Annotated in this window: 24 protein-coding genes; 15 read left to right on the forward strand and 9 right to left on the reverse strand. The window is 61.2% G+C overall.

The features are described from left to right. Positions 1–196 precede the first annotated feature (196 nt). Genes purC through RLCC275e_RS10865 form a run of 5 tightly spaced genes read left to right on the forward strand, consistent with a single transcriptional unit; the run spans position 197 to position 2924 of the window. Positions 197–961 carry a phosphoribosylaminoimidazolesuccinocarboxamide synthase gene (gene purC, locus RLCC275e_RS10845; RefSeq protein WP_003540062.1) on the forward strand — a complete coding sequence of 255 codons (765 nt, stop codon included), beginning with the start codon at positions 197–199 and terminating at the stop codon, positions 959–961. 15 nt (positions 962–976) lie between these two features. Continuing rightward, a complete protein-coding gene (gene purS / locus RLCC275e_RS10850; RefSeq protein ID WP_012757626.1) occupies positions 977–1219 on the forward strand; it encodes a phosphoribosylformylglycinamidine synthase subunit PurS in 243 nt (80 codons plus the stop codon). A 44-nt stretch (positions 1220–1263) separates the two neighbouring features. After that, positions 1264–1818, forward strand: coding sequence for an RNA 2'-phosphotransferase (locus RLCC275e_RS10855; protein WP_033179493.1), 555 nt, complete (start codon positions 1264–1266; stop codon positions 1816–1818). Then, the gene (gene purQ / locus RLCC275e_RS10860; RefSeq protein WP_033179494.1) at positions 1815–2486 is read left to right on the forward strand and encodes a phosphoribosylformylglycinamidine synthase subunit PurQ; all 672 of its coding nucleotides are present in this window, start codon (positions 1815–1817) and stop codon (positions 2484–2486) included. Before RLCC275e_RS10855 ends, purQ begins: the two co-directional genes overlap by 4 nt. Before the next feature lie 45 nt (positions 2487–2531). After that, positions 2532–2924: a hypothetical protein gene (locus RLCC275e_RS10865; protein ID WP_003559746.1), complete on the forward strand. Its 393-nt coding sequence runs from the start codon at positions 2532–2534 to the stop codon at positions 2922–2924. Positions 2925–2952: 28 nt separating this feature from the next. Here RLCC275e_RS10865 and RLCC275e_RS10870 read toward each other — a convergent pair whose 3' ends face one another. Beyond that, positions 2953–3210 (reverse strand): DUF1127 domain-containing protein, encoded by a 258-nt coding sequence (locus RLCC275e_RS10870; protein ID WP_003559748.1) that lies wholly within the window; start codon positions 3208–3210, stop codon positions 2953–2955. Between the two features lie 81 nt (positions 3211–3291). On the opposite strand from RLCC275e_RS10870, the gene RLCC275e_RS10875 reads away from it, so the two are divergent. Next, the gene (locus tag RLCC275e_RS10875) at positions 3292–4710 is read left to right on the forward strand and encodes an aminotransferase-like domain-containing protein (protein ID WP_033179495.1); all 1419 of its coding nucleotides are present in this window, start codon (positions 3292–3294) and stop codon (positions 4708–4710) included. Between the two features lie 122 nt (positions 4711–4832). Further along, positions 4833–5411 (forward strand): acyloxyacyl hydrolase, encoded by a 579-nt coding sequence (locus RLCC275e_RS10880; protein WP_033179496.1) that lies wholly within the window; start codon positions 4833–4835, stop codon positions 5409–5411. A 90-nt stretch (positions 5412–5501) separates the two neighbouring features. On the opposite strand, the gene lhpI is transcribed toward RLCC275e_RS10880, so the two are convergent. Continuing rightward, positions 5502–7244, reverse strand: a complete 1743-nt coding sequence (gene lhpI / locus RLCC275e_RS10885) for a cis-3-hydroxy-L-proline dehydratase (protein WP_033179497.1) — start codon at positions 7242–7244, stop codon at positions 5502–5504. A 365-nt stretch (positions 7245–7609) separates the two neighbouring features. Between lhpI and purL the strand changes: the two genes are divergently transcribed. Next, complete coding sequence (gene purL / locus RLCC275e_RS10890) at positions 7610–9844, forward strand: phosphoribosylformylglycinamidine synthase subunit PurL (protein ID WP_171891361.1); 2235 nt, start codon at positions 7610–7612, stop codon at positions 9842–9844. Positions 9845–9863: 19 nt separating this feature from the next. Then, a complete protein-coding gene (locus RLCC275e_RS10895; RefSeq protein WP_003540079.1) occupies positions 9864–10097 on the forward strand; it encodes a BolA/IbaG family iron-sulfur metabolism protein in 234 nt (77 codons plus the stop codon). Between the two features lie 34 nt (positions 10098–10131). Here the strand turns inward: RLCC275e_RS10895 and RLCC275e_RS10900 are convergent, their stop codons facing one another. Continuing rightward, positions 10132–11313 carry a hypothetical protein gene (locus tag RLCC275e_RS10900; RefSeq protein ID WP_033182394.1) on the reverse strand — a complete coding sequence of 394 codons (1182 nt, stop codon included), beginning with the start codon at positions 11311–11313 and terminating at the stop codon, positions 10132–10134. A 165-nt stretch (positions 11314–11478) separates the two neighbouring features. On the opposite strand from RLCC275e_RS10900, the gene RLCC275e_RS10905 reads away from it, so the two are divergent. The 6 genes from RLCC275e_RS10905 (at position 11479) to RLCC275e_RS10930 (ending at position 16671) form a co-directional block, all read left to right on the forward strand. Further along, positions 11479–11709, forward strand: a complete 231-nt coding sequence (locus tag RLCC275e_RS10905) for a hypothetical protein (RefSeq protein WP_033182393.1) — start codon at positions 11479–11481, stop codon at positions 11707–11709. Positions 11710–11766: 57 nt separating this feature from the next. After that, positions 11767–12588 carry a c-type cytochrome gene (locus tag RLCC275e_RS10910; RefSeq protein WP_033182392.1) on the forward strand — a complete coding sequence of 274 codons (822 nt, stop codon included), beginning with the start codon at positions 11767–11769 and terminating at the stop codon, positions 12586–12588. Positions 12589–12732: 144 nt separating this feature from the next. Beyond that, positions 12733–13068 (forward strand): Grx4 family monothiol glutaredoxin, encoded by a 336-nt coding sequence (gene grxD, locus RLCC275e_RS10915; protein ID WP_003559765.1) that lies wholly within the window; start codon positions 12733–12735, stop codon positions 13066–13068. Between the two features lie 137 nt (positions 13069–13205). Further along, positions 13206–14411 carry a multidrug effflux MFS transporter gene (locus RLCC275e_RS10920; RefSeq protein WP_033182391.1) on the forward strand — a complete coding sequence of 402 codons (1206 nt, stop codon included), beginning with the start codon at positions 13206–13208 and terminating at the stop codon, positions 14409–14411. A 37-nt stretch (positions 14412–14448) separates the two neighbouring features. After that, positions 14449–15729 carry a multidrug effflux MFS transporter gene (locus RLCC275e_RS10925; protein ID WP_130748435.1) on the forward strand — a complete coding sequence of 427 codons (1281 nt, stop codon included), beginning with the start codon at positions 14449–14451 and terminating at the stop codon, positions 15727–15729. 102 nt (positions 15730–15831) lie between these two features. Further along, on the forward strand, positions 15832–16671 hold the full coding sequence (locus RLCC275e_RS10930) for an acyl-CoA thioester hydrolase/BAAT C-terminal domain-containing protein (protein WP_033182389.1): 840 nt from the start codon (positions 15832–15834) through the stop codon (positions 16669–16671). A gap of 59 nt (positions 16672–16730) precedes the next feature. On the opposite strand, the gene RLCC275e_RS10935 is transcribed toward RLCC275e_RS10930, so the two are convergent. The 6 genes from RLCC275e_RS10935 to RLCC275e_RS10960 all read right to left on the reverse strand — a co-directional run bounded on the left by RLCC275e_RS10935 (position 16731) and on the right by RLCC275e_RS10960 (position 22886). Then, on the reverse strand, positions 16731–17555 hold the full coding sequence (locus RLCC275e_RS10935) for an inositol monophosphatase family protein (RefSeq protein ID WP_033182388.1): 825 nt from the start codon (positions 17553–17555) through the stop codon (positions 16731–16733). Positions 17556–17595: 40 nt separating this feature from the next. Further along, positions 17596–18423, reverse strand: coding sequence for an inositol monophosphatase family protein (locus RLCC275e_RS10940; RefSeq protein WP_033182387.1), 828 nt, complete (start codon positions 18421–18423; stop codon positions 17596–17598). A 147-nt stretch (positions 18424–18570) separates the two neighbouring features. Then, entirely contained in the window at positions 18571–19440 is an 870-nt protein-coding gene (ttcA, locus tag RLCC275e_RS10945; RefSeq protein ID WP_033182462.1) for a tRNA 2-thiocytidine(32) synthetase TtcA, read from the reverse strand. A gap of 60 nt (positions 19441–19500) precedes the next feature. Further along, complete coding sequence (locus tag RLCC275e_RS10950; protein WP_033182386.1) at positions 19501–20430, reverse strand: glutaminase; 930 nt, start codon at positions 20428–20430, stop codon at positions 19501–19503. A 102-nt stretch (positions 20431–20532) separates the two neighbouring features. Beyond that, positions 20533–21150: a 30S ribosomal protein S4 gene (rpsD, locus tag RLCC275e_RS10955; RefSeq protein WP_003540107.1), complete on the reverse strand. Its 618-nt coding sequence runs from the start codon at positions 21148–21150 to the stop codon at positions 20533–20535. 224 nt (positions 21151–21374) lie between these two features. Further along, positions 21375–22886, reverse strand: a complete 1512-nt coding sequence (locus RLCC275e_RS10960) for a helicase HerA domain-containing protein (RefSeq protein WP_033182461.1) — start codon at positions 22884–22886, stop codon at positions 21375–21377. Between the last annotated feature and the right edge of the window lie 10 nt (positions 22887–22896).

The raw sequence follows: 22896 nt of genomic DNA on the forward strand, positions 1-22896 counted from the left end.
GCGCTAAACTCGTCTTGCGAATTCATTCGATTCTCTTGGCGGTATTCCGTAAAATCGGAAACCGGGCCGCGAAATCCGGAAACCAGGGAAGGAGCGACAGGCGGATTGTGAAACCATCTCTTTTCCTTTAAGGGGACGCCACGAGATCGATCCACTCGCGCTATCCCAAGAGCGCCAACAACAGAGAATGAACACGATGAACCGTCGCCGCCGTATCTACGAGGGCAAGGCAAAGATTCTGTATGAGGGCCCGGAACCGGGTACTTTGATCCAGTTCTTCAAGGACGATGCCACTGCCTTCAACAAGAAGAAACACGAAGTCATCGATGGCAAGGGCGTCCTCAACAACCGCATCTGCGAATATATCTTCAGCCATCTGAACAAGATCGGCATCCCTACTCATTTCATCCGCCGGCTCAACATGCGCGAGCAGTTGATCAAGGAAGTGGAGATGATCCCGCTGGAGATCGTCGTGCGCAATGTCGCGGCCGGTTCTCTCGCCAAGCGGCTCGGCATCGACGAAGGCGTCGTGCTGCCGCGCTCGATCATCGAATTCTATTACAAGTCCGACGCGCTCGACGATCCGATGGTCTCCGAAGAGCACATCACCGCCTTCGGCTGGGCAAATCCCGCCGAGCTCGATGACATCATGGCGCTTGCCATCCGCGTCAACGACTTCATGACCGGCCTGTTCCTCGGCGTCGGCATCCAGCTCGTCGATTTCAAGATCGAATGCGGCCGCCTCTTCGAAGGCGATATGATGCGCATCATCCTTGCCGACGAAATCTCGCCGGACAGCTGCCGGCTCTGGGATATCGAAACCCACGAGAAGATGGACAAGGACCGCTTCCGCCGCGATCTCGGCGGGCTGCTCGAAGCCTATTCCGAAGTCGCGCGCCGTCTCGGCATCATCAATGAAAACGAGCCTGTGCGTGGCACCGGCCCGGTTCTCGTCAAGTAAGGCAGGAAAGACAAAGTGATCAAGGCTCGTGTCACCGTCACGCTGAAAAACGGCGTTCTCGATCCGCAGGGCAAGGCTATCGAGGGTGCGCTTGGCGCCCTCGGCTTCTCGGGCGTCGGCCATGTAAGACAGGGCAAGGTCTTCGACCTGGAGCTGGAAGGCGCCGACAAGGGCAAGGCCGAGGCCGACCTCAAGGCCATGTGCGAAAAACTGCTCGCCAACACGGTGATCGAGAATTACGCAATCGCGATCGACTGATGATCACAGACCCGTCGTCTGGCGGACCTTGAGGATTTGGCGTCATGATGAAAGCAAAGCTGGAGACGGAAGTCTCGAAATATATGAGCTATGTTTTGCGTCATGCGCCTGATGCTGCGGGCTTGACGCTTGATAGCGAGGGTTGGGTGTCGTTCGATGAGTTCGAAAAAGCGTTGGCGTCGAAATACGATGTTTCCCGCGCCGATATTGTCGAGATTGTCGAAAACAATCCAAAGAAGCGCTTCACGCTTACCGATAACAGAATTCGCGCAAACCAAGGTCATAGCGTCGACGTCGATCTCGCATTGAACCAGGTTGAACCGCCCGCCGCTCTTTTTCACGGCACGTCTCTGACGAACTGGCAGTTGATCGAGCGCGAAGGCTTGAAGAAGATGCAGCGGCACCACGTTCATCTGTCGGCCGATGTCGAAACGGCGAAAGTCGTCGCAATGCGCCGCAAGGGTGAACATCTCATCCTGCGCGTGGACGCGGCCCGCATGTTTTCAGAGGGTCATTCTTTCTTTGTCTCCGACAATGGAGTATGGCTCGCCGAAAGCGTTCCAGTTCAATATCTTTCGCGAAACGCAGGGACCCCATGAAATCAGCCGTCGTTCAACTTCCGGGCCTCAACCGCGACCGCGACATGATCGCCGCCTTGACCAAGATCTCCGGCCAGTCACCGGTGACGATCTGGCAGACGGAAACCGAGATCCCCGATGTCGATCTCATCGTCATTCCGGGCGGCTTTTCCTATGGTGATTATCTGCGCTGCGGCGCGATTGCCGCCCGCATGCCGGTCATGCAGGCGATCATCGACAAGGCCGCAAAAGGTGTGAAGGTTCTCGGCGTCTGCAACGGCTTCCAGATCCTCGTCGAGGCCGGCCTTCTGCCCGGCGCGCTGATGCGCAATTCCTCGCTGAAATTCGTCTGCCGCGAGATCAAGCTCGAAGTCGTCAATGCCGAGACGGATTTCACCCGCGCCTATGCGCAGGGCCAGGTCATACGCTGCCCGGTCGCCCATCATGACGGCAATTATTTCGCCGACGATGCGACGCTGGCTGCGATCGAAGGCAATGGCCAGGTGGTGTTCCGTTATGCCGAGGGCACCAACCCGAACGGCTCGATCAACGATATCGCCGCCGTCATGAATGAAAAGGGCAACGTGCTCGGCATGATGCCGCATCCCGAGAACCTGATCGAGGCTGCCCATGGCGGCTCGGACGGCCGCGGCCTGTTTGCCTCGGCGCTCGACGTCATCGCCGCCTGAACCCCGGCACTCAAAATCCTCTCATCCGGATCTGGAGCAAGATCGATGCGCCCTCGCCTCGCAAACGCCGCCCTGTTGACCGCTCTCGCAGCCATGGTCGCCGCCTGCCAGACGCCGGCGCCGGCGACAGGCCCAAACCGCGCCGCACTGCCGACGATGGAACGCGTGGCGCTCGGCGCCAATGCCTGCTGGTTCAAATCGGGCGATCCGGTCTTTGCAGCCTACAAGCTCGCGCCGGAGCTCAATTCCTTCTCCGGCCGTCCGCGCATCCTGCTCGTCCATAAGGGCAGCCCGGAAAGCCGTCCGCTGCTCGTCGTACAGGCTGAGGGAAGCCCGTCGCGTCTGCAGGCCTTCGGTCCGATGATGCAGGAACCGGTCGCCGGCCGCATCACCACCGACGTCAATCGCTGGTCTGGCGGCAACAAGGCCTGCAGCTGATCGTCCCGGTCAGTTCGGAAGGCACGTTTCAGTCCCAAAAGAACGACTTGCTGACTTCGCGCGCCGCGTCGGACTGTGACACTCCGATATCCTTGAGCTCGGTCGCCGTCAGGCCCCTCAGCGCACGCCGGCCTTCCCGCTTCTGATGCCAAAGAAGAATAGCGGCCCAGATTCGGCCTAGGCGCGTCGTCTCCTCGGCGGGCGCGGCGGGAAGGATGATCTGCCTCCTGTCCTCGTAAGAGACAATCGGTACAATCGGCATTTTGATCTCAGGTAAGGCAGACATTCCAGGAATCCTCTCGGCTTGCCATTGGAATTGACTCATACGCTTGACCGATACAATGTGCCAATATATACAATTGTCACCATGACAAATTGGCTTCCTGATATTTCCCGCGGCTCCGGGCCGGTCTATCTCCGGCTTGCCGACAGCATCGAATCCGCCATATCAAGCGGCGCCCTGCCCGCCGGCAGCAAACTGCCGCCGCAACGCAACCTCGCCTATGATATCGGCGTGACGATCGGCACGATCGGCCGCGCTTATGCACTGGTACACGAGCGCGGCTTGGTCGCCGGCGAAGTGGGGCGCGGCACCTACGTGCTGAACCGCTCGGAGACGCCGCCCGGCGAACAGATCGATCCGCTCACCGTCTCGCTCGGCGGCACCCGCGTCCAGGATGCGCCTGCGGACAAGATCCGCTTCGACACGACAGCCGCGCCCGATCTCGGCCAGGGCAAGATCATCGCTGGCATCCTCGCCGAGATCGGTGAGCAGCACCTTTCCGAAATCTCCTCCTATTCCCGGAGTTTCCCGCGCAACTGGTTCGAGGCCGGCCGCCTGTGGCTTGCCCGCAGCGGCTGGACGCCGGAGGTCGAAAATATCGTGCCTACGCTCGGCGCCCATGCGGCAGCGATCGCTGTCATCGCCGCCGTCTCAGCGCCGGGCGACAAGATCGTCTTCGAGGATCTCACCTATACCCAGGTCAGCCGCAGCGCCCGCCTTCTCGGACGCCGCACGCTGACGGTCGATTCCGATGAGCTCGGCGTGATCCCCGAGGATTTCGAGCGGCTCTGCCAACAGCAGCATCCAAAGATCGCCTTCCTGATGCCGACCGTTCACAATCCGACGCTGGCGATCATGCCCTATGAGCGGCGCGTGGCCATCGCCGCGATCGCCAGGAAACACAGTGTCTGGCTGATCGAGGACGACCTCTACGGCGGCATGGCCGACGACGACACGCCGCTGCTCGCCTCGATTGCGCCCGATCGCACCTTCCTCGTCAACGGCCTGTCGAAATCGGTCGCCGCCGGCGTGCGCGGCGGCTGGGTCGCCTGCCCGCCGCATTTTGCCCAGCGCATCAAGGTGACGCACAGGATGATCACCGGCGGCCTGCCCTTCATCCTGGCGGAGACCTGTGCACGTCTCGTCGAAAGTGGCGCCGCGCACGAGATCCGCAAGGCAAGTGTTGAGGAACTCTCCCGGCGCGTCCGTCTCGCCCGCGAGCAGCTGCAGGGCTTCGATTTCCAATCGCACGTACACGCGCCCTTCCTCTGGCTGAAACTGCCGGATCCCTGGATGTCCGGCACCTTCAAGAATGCCGCCTTTCGCGACGGTGTGCTCGTCGACGACGAGGACGAGTTCAAGGCGGCGCGCGGGGAAAGACCCTATCATCGCGTTCGCATCGGTTTTTCCTCGCCGAAGACAGGGCAGGAGCTGGTCTCTGGCCTGATGATCCTGCGCCGGCTGCTGGAAAACGGCGGCTCTGCCTATGACGGCGAAATATGACGTGTTGCAAATACGCGTCATAATTCGGAAAAAACGCCGGAGCCTATTCGGAGCGCTTCACCGACTCAACCTCCATGTTACCTCTTTGTTGTTCCCGTCTGACGCGAATCAAAGGACAGCAAATGAGGGCCGACGTCGGAAAGATCGCGTTGCGTTTTTTGGGTATGGCATCATTAGCAGCGGCAGCCGCCATCTCGGTTGTGAGCTCGGCGACTGCCGGCGAGCAGATATTTGATGAACTGCGGTTCGGCGTCTCGACTTCGGTACAATCGGGCCATTCCAGGGAAGACGGCGTCTTTCCGGAGATTACCGTTCTCTTCGATCCCTTCGGCTACGATACGGCGGTCGGCTGGCAACAACAGCTGCTGCATCCTCGTGTGCATCTCGGCACCTCGATCGGCACGTCAGGCGAGGCCACCCAGTTCTTCACCGGTTTCACCTGGACGGTCGATTTCAATGAGAAGCTCTTTGCCGAAGCCGGCTTCGGCGGCGTCATTCATACCGGCGATATCGAGGGCGATGGTGACGGCCCGGAACTCGGCTGCCGCGTCCTCTTCCACGAATATCTGGGCGCCGGCTACCGTTTCAACGCGCACTGGAATGTCATGGCCCAGATTGCCCATTCCTCGCATGCCAATCTCTGCGACGGGCCGAACGATGGCATGACGCGCGCCGGCTTGCAGGTCGGCTACAAGTTCTGAGAGTCCGTTCGACATTTCAGCGGGTTGGCCGACGGATAATTGAACTGCTCATTACGGCCGTCTGATCGCCCATCGGCAGGCGGGAACCGTTCAGTCCCATGTCGGACGAACAGGCTTCAACTCGCCCTGACAAGCCGCCGCGACGCAGTCCGCCAGGCTGCCAAACCGAAGCGCCTTACCCGTCAATCCAGGACCGTAGTGAGCGAACTTCGCGGAATTGGTGATAATTGTATCGACCGATTTTGGGATGACAGGCTCGGCAAGTGTGCACCAGCAAGCATCGGTTACGAATTCTACGCCGAAGTCCGACAATTTGCCGACCAGATTCGCAGCGGAAGCCCTTTCGAACGTCGCACGGTTGCAGGTAACCAGAACCTTGACGTCAGGATGTTTCGCCAGGCCTTCGCAGAGCGCGGCCAGCCGCTCGCATTCGTCGAAAGAGAAATGGGGATTGCCCAGCGCGACGAACTCGATGGCATCCACAGACCTGCCGTTGAGTTTCCTCCAGTCCGCAACGACGTCCTTGGGACAGATTTCGTAGCTCGCCTTGATCTTGCTTCCGACAATGCTCTCAAGGCTGTCGGCCTCCGGCGTGACACCGACGATATGGAACATCGGAGAGCCTGATGTCGTCGCAAAACCCGCCCCGAACGCCTTTAGGTCGTCCAGATTCGGCTTCCACGTCTCGAGGCCGATCACGACCGGAATTTCATCTCCGACAAGCTTGCCGATGTGGTAGCCGAGAATGGGGTAGACCAAGTCATCCCGCGACACGAAGCCCGACACATTGACCACGAGGCTGGCGCGCCTGTTGTCGGCGATATGCGGCCCGGTCAGCGGCGCGCGCCCGGTGAGAGCGATGCACAGATCCAGGTAGTCAGGATACTTGGCGGTGCGAGCACCCAAAACGCTGTTCGCGAATACGACGGCGTTCGACTCTGCCCAGGCCACCTGCTCACCCTGCCTGGGTGCGGACGACAGCTGATAGGGCGCGCAGGTAAACGTCTTTCGTGCTCCCATGGAGACGTAGGCCTCACCCAATTCGGATGCGGGTCCGGCGACGTCGGGAGACACGCCCTGCTCCCGCCAACGCATCTGGTCCACCGATATCGAGTTCAGGGTCGTTGGAACGGCAACCCTACCCTCCCAGTCCCGCATGCGTTTCGCGAATTCCAGGCTGGTCGGCCCTGTGTAGATGCAGCCATCGATATGGACCTGGGAGATATCGATGAGTTCCGTCGCTCCCTGAATTTCAGCCATGCGCGTCGTGGCCCTCATTGCCACCTGCACGGCCTTGCCCATTTCCCCGTTCAAAGCGGACCGATCCCTCGATGTCAGCGCTATCGAATTTCCATAGGTGCGATCGGCGGCATCGAAACCCGGGGCGGTTTCGATCCGGCTCGCGATGACCTGGTCGCCGATGAGGGTGACTTCAGGGATGGAGTGCAGCTCGGCGAAGTCGTCTTCGGAAAGCTGGACAACGGGGATCGATCGGCCGAATACTTCGTCAGCGACGATCACTCCAAGCGACAGTATTTCCTCCTGGCGCGAGACCACGATGCCGGCGGGAGCGTGCCCGTTCATGATCAGCTCCATGAGCACGCTGCTGCCCGTACACGAACCGCGTCCGCCGGGGATGGCGAGAATCTTTCCTGTCAGGACCTGTGTCGACAGGGGATGGTGGCGGTCGATGACTTCTCCGGTCCGGGAGTCGACGCCGCCCCAGAAGCTGAGCGCCGTGTCGCTGAAGACGATCGACCCCGTAGCGAAGCCAGCCACAAGCGCGCGCCCGGCAAACACCTTTTCGTCTGCCTGTTGTTGTATGTCCGGCATTGTATCTCGATACCATCAACCAAGAAGAAAAGTTTCCTATAGGAAACATCAGCGGCACACAAAAGCGGAGGCCGAGCCTTGCCCCATTGCTATCGATCGACAAATCAAAAGCAAGTTGTCAAACATACTCTGAGAAGCGGCCGCCCGTACCGGGCCGAAGAAGTCGCCTGCCCGCTGTTGACGGCGGGCATTTTCCTGTCGCGCGCCGTCCTTACATAGGCTAAAGAGCGGAAAACGCGCTAGAGCATCTCCGTTTTTCTTCGAATCATGGAGATGCTCTATCTCTTTCTTTTCACGCAATTCCGGACGCAAAACCGCTGCGCACTTTTGCTGGATTGCTCTAAGGTAGGGACTTTCGAGAGCTCATGACCATTCCAAACACCATCCCGATCACGCCGGAACTCATCGCGGGCCATGGCCTGAAGCCGGACGAGTACCAGCGCATTCTGGATCTGATCGGCCGCGAACCGAGCTTCACCGAGCTCGGCATCTTCTCGGCCATGTGGAACGAGCACTGCTCCTACAAATCCTCGAAGAAATGGTTGCGCACGCTGCCGACCAAGGGACCGCGCGTCATCCAGGGCCCGGGTGAGAATGCCGGCGTGGTCGACATCGATGACGGTGATTGCGTCGTCTTCAAGATGGAGAGCCACAACCACCCCTCCTATATCGAACCTTATCAGGGTGCTGCGACCGGCGTCGGCGGCATCCTGCGCGACGTCTTCACCATGGGCGCGCGCCCGATCGCCGCGATGAACGCGCTGCGCTTCGGCGAGCCGGATCATCCGAAGACCCGCCATCTCGTTTCCGGCGTCGTTTCCGGCGTCGGCGGCTACGGCAATTCTTTCGGCGTACCGACGGTCGGCGGAGAGGTCGAGTTCGACGCACGCTACAACGGCAATATCCTGGTCAATGCCTTTGCTGCCGGTATTGCGAAGTCCAACGCCATCTTCCTGTCCGAAGCCAAGGGCGTCGGTCTTCCGGTCGTCTATCTCGGCGCCAAGACCGGCCGCGACGGCGTCGGCGGCGCGACGATGGCATCGGCCGAATTCGACGAATCGATCGAAGAGAAGCGCCCGACCGTTCAGGTCGGCGACCCCTTCACCGAGAAGTGCCTGCTGGAAGCCTGCCTCGAGCTGATGCAGACCGGCGCCGTTATCGCCATCCAGGATATGGGTGCCGCCGGCCTCACCTGCTCCGCCGTCGAAATGGGCGCCAAGGGTGATCTCGGCATCTTGCTCGAACTCGACAAGGTGCCGGTGCGCGAAGAGAGGATGACGGCCTACGAAATGATGTTGTCGGAAAGCCAGGAGCGCATGCTCATGGTGCTGCAGCCGGAGAAGGAACAGGAAGCCAAGGCGATCTTCGTCAAGTGGGGTCTCGATTTCGCCATCGTCGGCAAAACGACCGACGATCTGCGCTTCCGCGTCATGCATCAGGGCGAGGAAGTCGCCAACCTGCCGATCAAGGATCTCGGCGACCAGGCGCCGGAATATGACCGCCCCTGGCGCGAATCCGGCAAGCATGGCCCCCTGCCCGCAAATCTCGTCGCCGCACCCGAGAATTACGGTCAGGCGCTACTGCAGCTCGTCGGCTCCGCCAACCAATCGAGCCGCCGCTGGGTCTATGAGCAATATGACACGCTGATCCAGGGCAATTCACTGCAGCTTCCGGGCGGCGATGCCGGCGTCGTGCGTGTCGACGGCCATCCCTCCAAGGCGCTCGCCTTCTCCTCCGACGTCACACCGCGTTATGTCGAGGCGGATCCCTTCGAAGGCGGCAAGCAGGCGGTCGCCGAATGCTGGCGCAACATCACCGCGACAGGCGCCGAGCCACTCGCCGCCACCGACAATTTGAACTTCGGCAATCCCGAAAAGCCCGAAATCATGGGCCAGTTCGTACAGGCGGTGAAGGGTATCGGCGAGGCCTGCCGCGCGCTCGATTTCCCGATCGTGTCAGGCAACGTCTCGCTCTACAACGAGACCAACGGCGTCGCCATCCTGCCGACCCCGACGATCGCGGGCGTCGGCCTGCTGCCGGATTGGCGCAAGATGGCCCGCATCGGCGCTGCCAACGATGGTGACAAGGTGATCATGATCGGCGTCGATGGTAGCCATCTCGGCCAGTCCGTCTATCTGCGTGACGTGCTTTCCAGCCGCGAAGGTCCGGCGCCGGAAGTGGATCTGTTCGCCGAGCGCCGCAACGGCGATTTCGTTCGCTCCGTCATCCGCAACGGCCAGGCGACCGCCTGCCACGACATCTCCTCGGGCGGCCTTGCCGTGGCGCTCGCCGAAATGGCGATGGCCTCGGGCAAAGGCCTGACGATCGATCTGAGCGAAGGCAAGGGCGAACCGCATGCGCTGCTCTTCGGCGAGGATCAGGCGCGCTATGTGTTGACGTTGCCTGCCGATGTCGCCGATTTCGTGTGCGTCAATGCAGAAGGTGGCGGCGTTCCCTTCCGCCGTCTCGGCACGGTCGGGGGAACGGCGCTCGTCGTCGGCGATCTCATCTCGCTGCCGATTCAGCAATTGCGCGATGCCCATGAATCATGGTTCCCTGATTTCATGGAAGGCCGCGGCGAACTTGCCGCTGCGGAATGATGCGCAAGGAGTAACGATCATGGCCATGAAACCCGGCGATATCGAAGACATGATCAAGGCTGGGATTCCCGGTGCCAAAGTGACGATCCGCGATCTGGCGGGCGACGGCGATCATTATGCCGCCGAAGTCGTCGCCGAAGCCTTTCGCGGCAAGAGCCGCGTGCAACAGCACCAGATGGTCTACGAGGCGCTGAAGGGCAATATGGGCGGCGTGCTGCACGCTCTGGCCCTCCAGACCTCCGCGCCGGAATAGAGCCCGACGCAATCCGGATGACGATGCCCGGCCCTCAGCCGGGCATTCTCTTTTCATCGGGGTCGGCAAAGACCGAGGCCGGCATCGGTCCGGCGGTCATCAGCGTGAAATCAAACGACGCCTGCTGATCAGGCCCAAGCACATATTGCCGGTGGACGCGCAGTTGGTCCTTGCGGATCTTGCGGTAATGCTCGCGCGTCAGCATCTGCTTGACGCGGATCAGGATCATCTTCGCCTGAGGCGCATCCGGATGGCCGGAGACGGCAACGACCGGCACCTTGTAGAAATTGATCGAATCCGTCAGGCACTGCACATCAAGCCAGGAAATCTCCGGGCAGCGGGCGATCAGCCCGACGCGGGCGCGAAGCAGCGTGGCCGATGACATGAGCGCGCATTGCAGGATGGCGCTGCCGAGTGTAGCAAACACCACGCGCTTGCCCTTGAAGATCTCCGGCTCTCTTTCCAGCAAAATGCCAATGACATGGGCGGCGACGCTTGATCCCATGCTGTGCGAGGAGATCACATATTCGTCCGCCTCTTCGTCAATCGCCTTGCGCACGGCAGTGGCCTGGTCTTCCAGCCACGTTGTGAAATCGGCCTGGTCCATGCGGCCGAGCGCCACGGCCATTTTCCAATCGGCAAAGAGATGCAGCGTATGGAAGCGTTCGGAAAACGGCAGGAAGGCGAAGATGAAGAAACAGAGCGCCAGCGGCCCGCTCCAGAGCATGTGCCACGGAGAAAAGCTGAGAGCATAGGGCAAGATGGCGATCTGCGCCGTCAGCGCGATCGCCAGAGCCGTCAGCAGGAACGGGAAGAGGAAGAACAGGCCGAAGCGCCAGGCGTGACGGAAATATCCCCGCATCCCGCCTTCCAGCATGATCTCGGCGCAGCTTCGGAAGCCTGCAATGATCTGGCTCAGCGTGTTGCCGGCACGCAGCTTGCGCACCAGTGTATCGTGATCGACCATATAGATCCGACTCTTCGTCTGCCAGCGGGAGGAACCAGTTTCTGGTTCGGGCGCCGCCAACGCCCCAGTCGTCGTCACCTCGAAACTGACCGGATCGCTCCCCTCGTCAGCTGCCCTCGTCTCGACCGAATAGCCCCAGACGGCGGCACTCTGCCTGGCCGAACGCTCGTAGCGCGCCCTGTGGGCAACGCCGTCGAGCGGCTCGAAGCCCGTGAAATGCAGCACGACCCGCTTCTCGATCAGTTTCATTCCACTCTTCCGTCCGGGCGAATGGCCGGCATGTTGCTGCGATCCGGTTGCTGCGCCACTGATATCAGCAAAAAAGCAGCTATGGTCTCGAAGCCGTCTTGCTAACCGAACTCTTCCGGAATTCAATAGCAGCCATGTCGTTTCCATCACGAACGGAGGGGTTTTGTGGCCGACCTAGTCAAAGAATTGATATCAGGCGTCGTCGACAGCGTGCTGAAGGAAATCCTGAAGAAAACCACCGGCCGCGTCACGACGAAACGCAAAAGGCGTAAGACACGCCCCGCCGCGACAACGAAGGTTGCGCGCAAGACGACCTCGGCCAAGCCTAAGCCAGCCCGCAAACAGGTCAGCAAGCGCCGCACCGCCGCTGGCCGCAGCCGCCAGCGACGCAGCTAACGATCAAAAGTGAGCGGTTTCGGACGAATTCTGCGGCGCTATTGAGGGCCTGAACCGATGATGCGCATTGTGAAAATCATTCTCGCGGCGGTCGTCGCGATCTGTCTCATCGCCGTTGCCGGCGTCTATGTCCTGTCGGAGATGCGTCTCTCCAGGACCTATGACGTCGCAGCGGCCGATTTCACTGTCAAGACGACGCTGTCTGCCGAAGAAGCCGAACGCCGCGCCCGCACGCTGATGTGCGGCGGCTGTCATCACGACGCCGGCTATGTGCTACTCGATGAGCCGGGCGTCGGCCGGATCGTCGCGCCGAACCTGACCCGCTTCGTGCCGATGTACAGCGACGCCGAACTCGTTCGCCTCATCCGCCATGGCGTCAAGAAGGACGGCACCGGTGCCGTCATCATGCCGGCGAGCAACTTCGCCAATATCAGCGACGACGACATGGCGGCAATCATCACCTGGCTGCGCAGTCTGAAGCCGCTGCCCGACGCCGTCGAGGGAACGACACAGTGGGGGCCGCTCGGACGCATCGGCCTGGCGCTCGACAAGATCCCTTTCGAAGCCGATCTGGTGCCGGCTGTCATCACCCCTGCCGCCACTCGCCCGGCCGATATCGGCGAATATGCCTTCAAGACGGGTTGCGGCCATTGCCACAATCTCGATACGGCAAAACAGTCGGAAGCCTTCCTGGCGCCGGCGCTTAAGCCGCTGGCGCAATCCTATTCGGCTGTCGATTTCAAGACGCTGCTGCGCACCGGCAAGGGTGTCGGCGGCCGCGATCTCGGCGTGATGACGGAGGTTTCCCAATGGGACTTCAGCCATTTCACCGATGTTGAAATCGAACAGATTCAGACCTATCTCGCCCGTCGACCGTAACGCGACGGCAACAACCCGGCAGCGGCCTGCCCGAACTGGTCTTTTTTTGGTTGGGGCGGCTGGAATTCCTGCTGTCGCATGCTATCTAAAGGCAACGATTGAAACGGTGGGCCTTTAACCCGCCTGTTGAAAGGATTAGGTCCCATGAGCGGCATTCACGAATTCATCGACAACGAAATCAAGAGCAACGACGTCGTCCTCTTCATGAAGGGCACGCCGCAGTTTCCGCAGTGCGGTTTCTCCGGGCAGGTCGTGCAGATTCTCGATTACATCGGCGTCGACTACAAGGGCGTCAACGTGCTCGCCGATTCGGAAATCCGCCAGGGCATCAAGGAATACTCCAGCTGGCCGACAATCCCTCAGCTTTACATAAAGGGTGAATTCGTCGGCGGTTGCGACATCGTCCGGGAAATGTTCCAGGCTGGTGAACTGCAGCAGCATCTCCAGGAAAATGGCATCGCGGTACGCGCCGCCTCCTGACCGGTCACCGGACGTCCGCCCGGTTTCCAAATCTGTTTCTTGAGTTCGAGGCGCTGCGGCCAGCAGCGCCTTGACCTGTTTCTGGGAATTTCATTGTGACAGATTCTTCACAAGCCGTGTCCGCGGGCCGCCTGCCCATGGGCAAGCGAGAATTCATCGCGCTCGCCGCCTTCCTGATGGCCATCAATTCGCTGGCGATCGACATCATGCTCCCGGCCTTGCAGCAGATCGGCGCGAGCCTCGGCGTCGAGAGCGAGAACCACCGACAATTCGTCGTCTCCTCCTATCTGCTCGGCTTCGGCTGCGCCCAGCTTTTCTACGGACCGCTTTCCGACCGCTTCGGCCGCCGCACGCCGCTGTTGTTCGGCCTCGTCGTCTATATCGTTTCGGCGATCGGCATCGTCTTCGTGCCCTCCTTCGCCGGCCTGCTGGTGCTGCGTTTCGTCCAGGGCATCGGCTCGGCCGCCACCCGCGTCATCACCATCTCCATCGTCCGCGATATCTATGGTGGACGGCAGATGGCCGAGGTCATGTCGCTGATCATGATGGTCTTCATGATCGTGCCGGTGATTGCGCCCGGCACCGGCCAGATCGTCATGTTCTTCGGCAACTGGCACCTGATCTTCCTGTTCATCGCCACCATGGCGACTGCTATCGCCGTCTGGGCCTATTTACGCCTGCCGGAAACCCTGCATCCCGCCAATGTCAGGCCCTTCACCGCCCGCTCGATCTTCGGCGCCTTCAAGCTGGTGCTGACCAATCGCGTCGCGCTTTGCTACACCATTGCCAGCACCTTCATCTTCGGCGCGCTGTTCGGCTTCATCAATTCGGCCCAGCAGGTCTATGTCGGCATCTACGATCTCGGCGTCTATTTCCCCTTCGCCTTCGCCGGCGTGGCGATCTTCATGTCGCTGTCGTCCTTTTTCAATTCGCGCTTCGTCGGCAAGCTCGGCATGCGCCGGCTGTCGCACGGCTCGCTCATCGGCTTCATCGCCATCAACACCATCTGGCTGATCGTCCAGATGGCCAGTACCGAACCGATGCCCTTCGCTCTGTTCATCTCCTTCTTCGGCCTTTCCATGTTCCAGTTCGGTTGGATCGGCTCAAACTTTAATTCGCTCGCCATGGAGCCGCTCGGCCACGTCGCCGGCACCGCCTCCTCCGTCCTCGGCTTCATGAGCACGGTCGGCGGCGCCATCATCGGTGCCGGCATCGGCCAGGCCTTCGATGGCACCGCGCTGCCGATGGTCGCCGGTTATTTCACCGTGTCGATCATCGGGCTCGTCTTCGTGCTGATCGCCGAGAAAGGCCGCCTCTTCCAATCGCAGAACCCGGCCGTCTGAACGGCTGGCCTCCTTCGCATCCGGGATTTCCAATCACATGACTCCGCCGCATAAACCGCACCAGGAAAACCAGGGCTCCCGCCGCATCGGCATGGGCTTTGGCGAATTCATCGTCACCATCGCCATCATGACCGCCAGCATCGCCATGGCGATCGACAGCATGCTGCCGGCATTGCCCAATATCGGCCATTCCCTCGGCGTTACCAATACCAACGACGCCCAGCTCATCATCGGCGTGTTCTTCTTGGGCTTCGGTGTCTCGCAGATCTTCTTCGGCAGCCTTTCGGATACGTTCGGCCGCCGCAACATCCTGCTCGGTGGCCTGGCCTGCTATATTGTCGGAATGTTTGCCGCTGCAGCGACCGGCAGCTTCGAAATGCTGCTTGTCATGCGTTTCGTTCAGGGTGTGGGCGGTGCAGCCGTGCGCATCACCACCATGGCCATCGTCCGCGACTGCTTCGGCGGCCGCGAAATGGCCCGTGTGATGTCCTATGTGATGATCGTCTTCATGATCGTGCCGATCGTTGCCCCCTCCGTCGGCCAGCTCATCATCCTCTATGCCAACTGGCACTGGATCTTCATCCTGCTCGGGATCATCGCTACCATCCTGTTCGTCTGGGCTTTCCTCCGGCTGAAGGAATCGCTGCCGCCGGAAGAACGGCTGCCGCTGTCGGTCGGCTCTGTCGTCGATGGTTTCAAGACCGTGCTCACCAACCGCATCACCTGCGGCTACATGATCGGCCTCACCATGTTCACCGGCGTCATCAGTGCCTATGTGATCTCGGTGCAGCAGGTCTTCGGCGAGGTCTATGGCCTTGGCGACTGGCTGCCGATCGCCTTTGCGGCCACCGCTGGCGGCATCGCCGTCGCCAATTTCGCCAACGGCTTCTTCGTCCGCAAATTCGGAATGCGCCGCATCTCGCACGCCGCCCTGCTGATCTTCACGGCCCTGTCGGCCGCCGGCTTTTTCTATTCGCTGACCGGCAAACCCGATTTCGCCGTCGCCTACGGCATCTTCACTATCGTGCTGATGATGTTTGCCGTGATCGCCACCAATTTCACCGCCATCAGCCTCGAACCGATGGGCCATCTCGCCGGCACGGCGACCGCCATCACCGGCTTCGTCTCGACGACGGCCGGCGCCATCCTTGGCGGCCTAGTCGGCCAGATGTTCAACGGCACGGTGCAGCCGCTCTTCGGCGGCTTCGCGCTCTTCGGCGCGGTGACGATCGCAACCACCCTCTGGGCGGAAAACGGCAAGCTGTTCACCCATCCCGGCGACAGCCCGCAACTCGATCCGGGTGCAGCCCATTTCTGAAATGGGAAATCTGCTTGACCGGCTGGTCTCCGGCGGCATTGCATTAAGTGGTAAACTCTGCCGTTTCTGAATCTGGAAGCCCCTGGACGAAGGAGCCTGATTTTGAATGCAGAATATCAACGTCTCCCTCCGCCATTGCAGGGCGAGATAATTCAAGTCAAACCGGATGCCAGCACCGGCGTAGTGGTGCTCGGCGGCTCCAGTGGCCGGGTCGATGTGGCCCGCGCCAGGTTGTTTGCGAGCCAGGGGGCAACAGTCATAGCGCTTCGCTGGTTCGGCGGAGAAGGCCAGGTGCCAGGCATTTGCGAGGTGCCGCTGGAAACGTTTTTCTCTGCCACGGACCACCTGGTGGGACTCGGCTGTAAACGCATCGTCCTGGTGGGAACATCGAAAGGCGCCGAAGCTGCCCTGCTCACGGCGGTATACGATCCGCGCATCAGCGCGGTCGTCGCCATGAGCCCTTCGTCCGTCGTCTGGGGAAATATCGGTCCAGGGCTTGATGGCATCAGCTGGCCGGAGCGCTCGTCGTGGACATTGCGAGGCACGCCGCTTCCCTTTGTTTCGTCGGACCCAGAATGGGTGCGAGAATACCGAGACGAGCTGGTCGCCTATCGGGGCCTGTTCGAACGATGCCTTCAGGTGCACGAGTCTGAGATCGACGCGGCGGCTATCCCTTTGGAGAGAACGAATGCCGAAATTCTGCTCGTAGCAGGATGCGATGACGCGCTCTGGCCATCAGACAAATTTGCCGCATCACTTGTTCGGAGGCGCGCAGGTTTTGGTTTGTACACCCAGATTGTCTTGGGAGAAGATGCGGGCCATCGCATTCTGCTGCCGGGCGAAACGACTTCCCGATCATCGCTGCGCGCTCATGGTGGAAGTGACGAGGCCGACGCCAAATTGGGACGACTTGCGTGGGGACATATTGTCGACATGCTATAGCGTGAACGCTGCAGTGATTTGATCGCTCACGGAAAAGCTCTACGCTTAAAGGCGAGTGTTCAAACCGTAAAAACCTCGCGCCGCAGCAAGTCCCATGAGGCCTTGTCGGGGGTAATCAGCAGCCCGCCATCGAGATGATGCGGCAGGTAGGGCGAGCCGTCGAAGCGCGCTGCATAGGCGCCTGCCTCCTGCGAGATCAGCGTGCCGGCCAGGTGATCCCAGGGCATCAGCTTGTTGTACATGAGGTAATGCACATGGCCGCCGGCAAAGGTGCGGTATTCGTGGGCCGCACAGCGGTAATTGGTGAGGAAGCGCACCTTGGCAAGATTGCCGAGCACTTCGGCGCGCTTCTCCTTCGGCAGGTAGCCGGTCGAGGCCATGCCGACCATATGCTCCAGGCCCACGGGCGCTGCGACCGAGAGCCGCTCTGCGCCGCCTTCCGGCCGCCGCAGCCAGGCGCCGCCGCCCTTTTCCGCCATCACCCAGTCGTCGCCCATAGGATCGTAAATGATACCGGCAACCGTCTCGCCGCCGGAGATAACGGACGCCATGACGCCGAAGGCCGGGATGCCGGCGGCAAAATTGAACGTGCCGTCAACAGGATCGACGACGATCGCAAGATCGGCATGTTCGAGGCTGCCAAGCAAATCAGGATCGGCCGCGACCGATTCTTCGCCAAGGAACAGCGCGCCCGGCCAGAGTTGCGCAGCTTCCGCCTTGATCATCCGCTCGGCCTGCTCATCGGCCTCGGTGACGAGATCGGTCGCCTCGCTCTTGGCGCGCACGTCGTCCTGACCAAGCCGGCGGAAGCGCGGCAGGATCTCTGCCTTCGCCGCGCGGCGCAGCAGATCGGCAAGAACGGTCACGTCGACAGTCGAAGTCATGTCAAATCCTCACGCTTAGGTCTCTCAGGAGAACTTTGAATCAGATGCCGACGATCTCGCGTCGGATGAGCTGCCAGCTCTCCCGGTCGGGCGCAGAGATGATGCCACCCGTCGTCTCGCCGGGGCGATAGGGCGTGCCGTCGAATTTCGCCGTATGGCCGCCAGCCTCCTGATGCGCGAGCACGCCGGCCAGGTGATCCCAGGGCATCAGCTTCGCATGGCCGATGAAATGCATCTTGCCGGAGGCGACCATCCAATATTCGTAGGCCGAGCAGTTGAAGGCAAAGGTCATCCGGATCTTTGCCATGTTGGCGCAAATGCGCGCACGATCCGGGTCATCCATATGGCCCCATGAGAAGCCGCCGACCATCTGTTTCAATGTCGTGGCTTCGGCGACCTTCAGCTTTGTCGACTGCCCGTCCCGGCGTGTCAGCATAGTGCCCGCGCCTTTGATCGCCGTCACCGTGTCACCGAGAACGGGATCGTGAATGATGCCGGCGACCGTCTCGCCGTTGATCGTCACCGCTAGCATCGTCCCGAAGACGGGCAGCCCGGAGGCAAAATTGAACGTCCCGTCGACAGGGTCAATGACGAAGGCGAGCTCGGCATCGGCAAGTGCCGGCACCACGGACCGGTCGGCGTCATAAGCCTCCTCGCCGACGACGAGCGCTGTAGGAAAGCGCTCTCTCAGCGCCGCGGTGACCCGGTGTTCGGCAAGCAGGTCCGCCTGGGTCACCAGATCGATTTCTGAAGTCTTTTCCGAAACATCGGCAGCGCCGAGATTGCGGAAACGCGGCATAATTTCGGCTTGCGCCGCCTCCCTGACGCAATCGCCGAGAAAGAGAATATCCTGGTCTGAAATAATCATGCGAAATCCTGCCTTCATTCAATAGCCAGCCTGCATACAGCGCCGCGCGTCTTTTTAGACGCAAAGGACGCTGTAACACTATAAATTGCTGCATAATTCTATCCTTCAATCGATTCCGATTTAAGGAATTATGCAGTAGCCGGCCTTTCATGAAGGATCGGTGACACCAAGGGTGGAAAAGTCGAAGAGTTTCGGGTCGAGCAGATGCGACGGGTTCACATGCGAAAGCGCCCGCAGCATCGTATCCTTGCGGCCCGGCATCCGCCGCTCAATATCGGCGAGCATGTCCTTCATCGCATTGCGCTGCAGCCCGTCCTGCGAGCCGCAGAGATCACAGGGAATGATCGGAAACTGCATGGCGACGGCAAACTTCGCGAGGTCGTCCTCAGCGGCATAGGCAAGCGGCCGGAGCACCATCAGATCGCCCTCATCGTTCAGAAGCTTCGCCGGCATCGAGGCGAGCCGGCCGCCATGGAAGAAATTCATGAAGAAGGTTTCGAGAATGTCCTCGCGGTGGTGGCCGAGCACCAGCGCATCGCAACCCTCTTCACGCGCGACGCGGTAGAGATTGCCGCGACGCAGCCGTGAACAGAGCGAACAATAGGTGGCGCCTTCGGGCACCTTCTCCTTCACGATCGAATAGGTATCCCGATACTCGATCCGGTGCTGGACACCAATCCTGGTGAGATAATCCGGCAGCACGTGCTTGGGGAAGTTCGGCTGCCCTTGGTCGAGATTGCAGGCGATCAGTTCGACCGGCAGCAAACCGCGCCATTTGAGATCGAGCAGCAGCGCCAGCAGCCCGTAGGAATCCTTGCCGCCGGAAAGGCCGACCAGCCAGCGCTTCTGGCCCTTCAGCATGTCGAAATCATCGAAGGCCTGACGCACCTGCCGCAGCAGGCGTTTGCGCAGCTTGTTGAAGGAGACGGAACGCGGCGCATCGGCAAACAGGGCATGGCCGCTGCTGTCGGCCTCGCCACTCTCCAACTCGTCGGCGATATTGGCTGCGATATTCATGATGTCGTCCAATCAAAAGTCCCGACCTGCCTTAGCAGAAAGCCGCCTGGCAACACAGCGTCAATCGCCGAAAACCGACCAGCCCGTGCGCGCCGCAAGCATCTCCAGCGCTGCAGCGCCGAGCTGCGAATTGCCGACCTTGTTCAGCCCCGGCGACCACACCGCGATCGAGGCAATGCCCGGCGCCACCGCGAAGATGCCGCCGCCGACGCCGCTCTTGCCAGGCAGGCCGACATGATAGGCAAAGTCGCCCGAGCCGTCGTAATGGCCGCAGGTCAGCATCAGCGCATTGATGCGCCGCGCCCGCTTCGGCGAGACCACCGAATGGCCGGTCGTCGGATTGCTGCCGCGCGCCGCCAGGAACAGCCCGGCGCGGGCGAGTTGCTCGCAGCTCATCGACAGCGCGCATTGATGGAAATAAACGCCGAGCACGTGGTCGACGGGATGGTCAAGATTGCGGTAGGCGCGCATGAAGTTGGCAAGCGCGAAATTGCGGTATCCGGTCTGCGTTTCTGAGCGCGCCACCTTGTCGTCGATGGTGATCGACTCGTCATCGGCGAGATAACGCACGAAACGCAGCAGCTCGCCGATTGCCTCGCGCGGCGCATGGCCGGCCATGACGACGTCGCTGACGGCGATCGCGCCGGCATTGATGAAGGGATTTCGGGGGATGCCGCTCTCGTGCTCGAGCTGGACGATCGAGTTGAAAGCCGATCCGGAGGGTTCGCGTCCGACGCGCTTCCACAGCCCCTCGCCGACCTTGCCGAGCGCCAGCGTCAGCATGAAGACCTTCGATATACTCTGGATCGAGAAGGCGGTATCGGCATTGCCGACGCGATAGACTTTGCCGTCGACGGTGACGATCGCCATGCCGAACTGCTTCGGGTCGACCTTCGCCAACTCCGGAATATAGTCCGCGACCTTGCCCTCGCCGATCCGCGGCTGGATATCGGCGTATATGCTATCGAGGGTCGCCTGCAAATCCGTCATCGCTTCTCTCCAGATCGCAAAAAAGCCGCTCGAAAGAGCGGCTTTCCGTATATCCACGCATGCTGTTGTCCCGCAATCGGTTTCGACTGCGAGACGAATGCATTAACGCGAATAGAATTCGACGACCAGATGCGGTTCCATGACGACCGGGAACGGAACGTCGCTGAGCGTCGGAACGCGGCCGAAGGTTGCGACCATCTTGTTGTGATCGACTTCAATGTAATCGGGAACGTCGCGCTCAGCGAGGCTGACGGCTTCCAGAACGATCACCAGCTGCTTCGACTTTTCGCGAACTTCGATGACGTCGCCGGCCTTGCAGCGGTAAGAACCGATGTTGACGCGCACGCCGTTGACCGAGACGTGGCCATGGTTGACGAACTGACGGGCAGCAAAGACCGTCGGAACGAACTTGGCGCGATAGACGATTGCGTCCAGGCGCGACTCCAGCAGGCCGATCAGGTTTTCAGAGGTGTCGCCCTTGCGGCGGTCGGCTTCGGCGAAGATCGCGCGGAACTGCTTCTCGCGCAGGTCACCGTAGTAACCCTTGAGCTTCTGCTTGGCGCGCAGCTGCACACCGAAGTCCGAAAGCTTGCCCTTGCGGCGCTGGCCGTGCTGACCCGGGCCGTATTCGCGGCGGTTCACCGGGGACTTCGGACGGCCCCAGATGTTTTCGCCCATACGGCGGTCAATTTTGTACTTGGACGATTCGCGCTTGCTCATCGTATTTCCTTTCAAAGGTTTATGACGGTTTGTTGCCAAACCGCGCGAAGGAAACACGCCCTCCTCTGGTCTTTTCTAAGACCTGACAGGATGTTCCGGTTAGCGAACAGGAACGATCCACGGGACATGTCAAATGAAACACCGGACATTGCTGCCCGGTGCTTGCGGCGGTCTTTAGAGGCCCGTCATGAAAATGTCAACAGCGGCAAACCCGGAAAGCGCCACTATTCCGCCGCCAGCGGCTGGTCGCCCGTGTCGGGGGCATTGGCGTCGCCCGGCACCGTCTGGCAGTCCATATCAGGGAAAGCGACGATACGCTTGCCGGAAAAATCGGCGTGCACGACGATGATGCCCTGCTCCTCGAAATAGCCAAGCAGGCGCCGGGCGCGGCGGGCGGAATGGGTGCCGTAGGCGCGGGCGATGCGGGCGTCCGACGGACACGGCTCGCCGCAGACGGCAGCCTTGGCGAGCATCAGAAAGACGCCCTGCAGATCGTCGGTGACGCCCGATGACAGCGACAGCGCCGTCGCCCAGGCATCCGTCGCAGCTGTCGTCGCATCGACGCCGGAACGCGAGATCGCCACGCGCCGGCGGAAATCCGGCAGCGCGATCGGCGGTCCCGGGACGCGGCGCATGCGCAGCCTTACCAGAAAATCCTGGTAGAGCACCGAATCGGTGCGGAAGGCGGAGGTGGGATCGTCGAGGATTTCGGCAAGCACACCTGCAAGGCGCTCCTCCCGCTCCTCGGCGGAGACTTCCACCTGGCTCGCCCTTGTCTCGGCAGGTGCGGCCGATGCCGCCGGCGTCGAGCGCGAGAGTTCGGCCAGAATATCGGTCGTCGGCCGCGGCGCCGGCGGGGCGCGGCGCATCAGCGGGCGCTGGAATTCCTCCGGATCGGGCGTGAAGATCAGGTCTTCGACATCCTGCGGCGCATCCGGCAGCGGCATCAGCTTCGGGCTGGAAGAGCGCGCCGAGGTCTCCACCGCGCCGATCTGGATCGGCAGCGGCCGGCGCGACAGCGCCGGCCCGAGGGCGACGAAATTGCCGCGCTTCAGATCACGGAACATCTCGGCCTGGCGCCGGTCCATACCGAGCAGGTCGGCGGCACGCGCCATGTCGATATCGAGAAAGGTGCGGCCCATCAGGAAGTTCGAGGCCTCGGCGGCGACGTTCTTGGCGAGCTTGGCAAGCCGCTGCGTCGCGATCACGCCGGCAAGACCGCGTTTACGCCCGCGGCACATCAGATTGGTCATCGCGCCGAGCGACATCTTGCGCGCATCTTCCGAGACATCGCCACCGACCGACGGGGCAAACATCTGCGCCTCGTCGACCACGACAAGAACCGGATACCAGTATTCGCGATCGGCATCGAACATGCCGTTGAGGAAGGCGGCGGCGGCGCGCATCTGGTCTTCGAGATCGAGGCCTTCGAGCGTCAGCACGCAGGAAACGCGATGCTGGCGAATGCGGTTGGCGATGCCGGCAAGCTCCGCCTCGGTCCGCTCGCCGTCGACCACGACATGGCCGAACCTGTCGCTGAGGGTGACGAAGTCACCCTCGGGATCGATGATGACCTGCTGCACCCATTGCGCCGATTGCTCGAGCAGGCGGCGCAGCAGATGTGACTTGCCCGATCCGGAATTGCCCTGCACGAGCAGACGGGTCGCCAGCAACTCCTCGATATCGAGCGTCGCCGGAGCGCCGGACGCCAGTCCCATATCGATGCCAACCTGCACGTCCAATTCC

Source organism: Rhizobium brockwellii (genome assembly GCF_000769405.2).
Taxonomy (GTDB): Bacteria; Pseudomonadota; Alphaproteobacteria; order Rhizobiales; family Rhizobiaceae; genus Rhizobium; species Rhizobium brockwellii.

Bases quoted from the DNA above. Each gene is read 5' to 3' on its own strand.
- grxD (WP_003559765.1), top strand. From the start codon at position 12,733: ATGAGCGGCATTCACGAATTCATCGACAACGAAATCAAGAGCAACGAC.
- lhpI (WP_033179497.1), bottom strand. From the start codon at position 7,244: ATGCCGGACATACAACAACAGGCAGACGAAAAGGTGTTTGCCGGGCGC.
- RLCC275e_RS10920 (WP_033182391.1), top strand. From the start codon at position 13,206: ATGGGCAAGCGAGAATTCATCGCGCTCGCCGCCTTCCTGATGGCCATC.
- RLCC275e_RS10925 (WP_130748435.1), top strand. From the start codon at position 14,449: ATGACTCCGCCGCATAAACCGCACCAGGAAAACCAGGGCTCCCGCCGC.
- purL (WP_171891361.1), top strand. From the start codon at position 7,610: ATGACCATTCCAAACACCATCCCGATCACGCCGGAACTCATCGCGGGC.
- ttcA (WP_033182462.1), bottom strand. From the start codon at position 19,440: ATGAATATCGCAGCCAATATCGCCGACGAGTTGGAGAGTGGCGAGGCC.
- RLCC275e_RS10950 (WP_033182386.1), bottom strand. From the start codon at position 20,430: ATGACGGATTTGCAGGCGACCCTCGATAGCATATACGCCGATATCCAG.
- purC (WP_003540062.1), top strand. From the start codon at position 197: ATGAACCGTCGCCGCCGTATCTACGAGGGCAAGGCAAAGATTCTGTAT.
- RLCC275e_RS10900 (WP_033182394.1), bottom strand. From the start codon at position 11,313: ATGAAACTGATCGAGAAGCGGGTCGTGCTGCATTTCACGGGCTTCGAG.
- RLCC275e_RS10870 (WP_003559748.1), bottom strand. From the start codon at position 3,210: ATGTCTGCCTTACCTGAGATCAAAATGCCGATTGTACCGATTGTCTCT.
- RLCC275e_RS10855 (WP_033179493.1), top strand. From the start codon at position 1,264: ATGATGAAAGCAAAGCTGGAGACGGAAGTCTCGAAATATATGAGCTAT.
- RLCC275e_RS10880 (WP_033179496.1), top strand. From the start codon at position 4,833: ATGAGGGCCGACGTCGGAAAGATCGCGTTGCGTTTTTTGGGTATGGCA.
- RLCC275e_RS10875 (WP_033179495.1), top strand. From the start codon at position 3,292: ATGACAAATTGGCTTCCTGATATTTCCCGCGGCTCCGGGCCGGTCTAT.
- RLCC275e_RS10910 (WP_033182392.1), top strand. From the start codon at position 11,767: ATGATGCGCATTGTGAAAATCATTCTCGCGGCGGTCGTCGCGATCTGT.
- RLCC275e_RS10895 (WP_003540079.1), top strand. From the start codon at position 9,864: ATGGCCATGAAACCCGGCGATATCGAAGACATGATCAAGGCTGGGATT.
- RLCC275e_RS10935 (WP_033182388.1), bottom strand. From the start codon at position 17,555: ATGACTTCGACTGTCGACGTGACCGTTCTTGCCGATCTGCTGCGCCGC.
- RLCC275e_RS10865 (WP_003559746.1), top strand. From the start codon at position 2,532: ATGCGCCCTCGCCTCGCAAACGCCGCCCTGTTGACCGCTCTCGCAGCC.
- RLCC275e_RS10940 (WP_033182387.1), bottom strand. From the start codon at position 18,423: ATGATTATTTCAGACCAGGATATTCTCTTTCTCGGCGATTGCGTCAGG.
- rpsD (WP_003540107.1), bottom strand. From the start codon at position 21,150: ATGAGCAAGCGCGAATCGTCCAAGTACAAAATTGACCGCCGTATGGGC.
- purQ (WP_033179494.1), top strand. From the start codon at position 1,815: ATGAAATCAGCCGTCGTTCAACTTCCGGGCCTCAACCGCGACCGCGAC.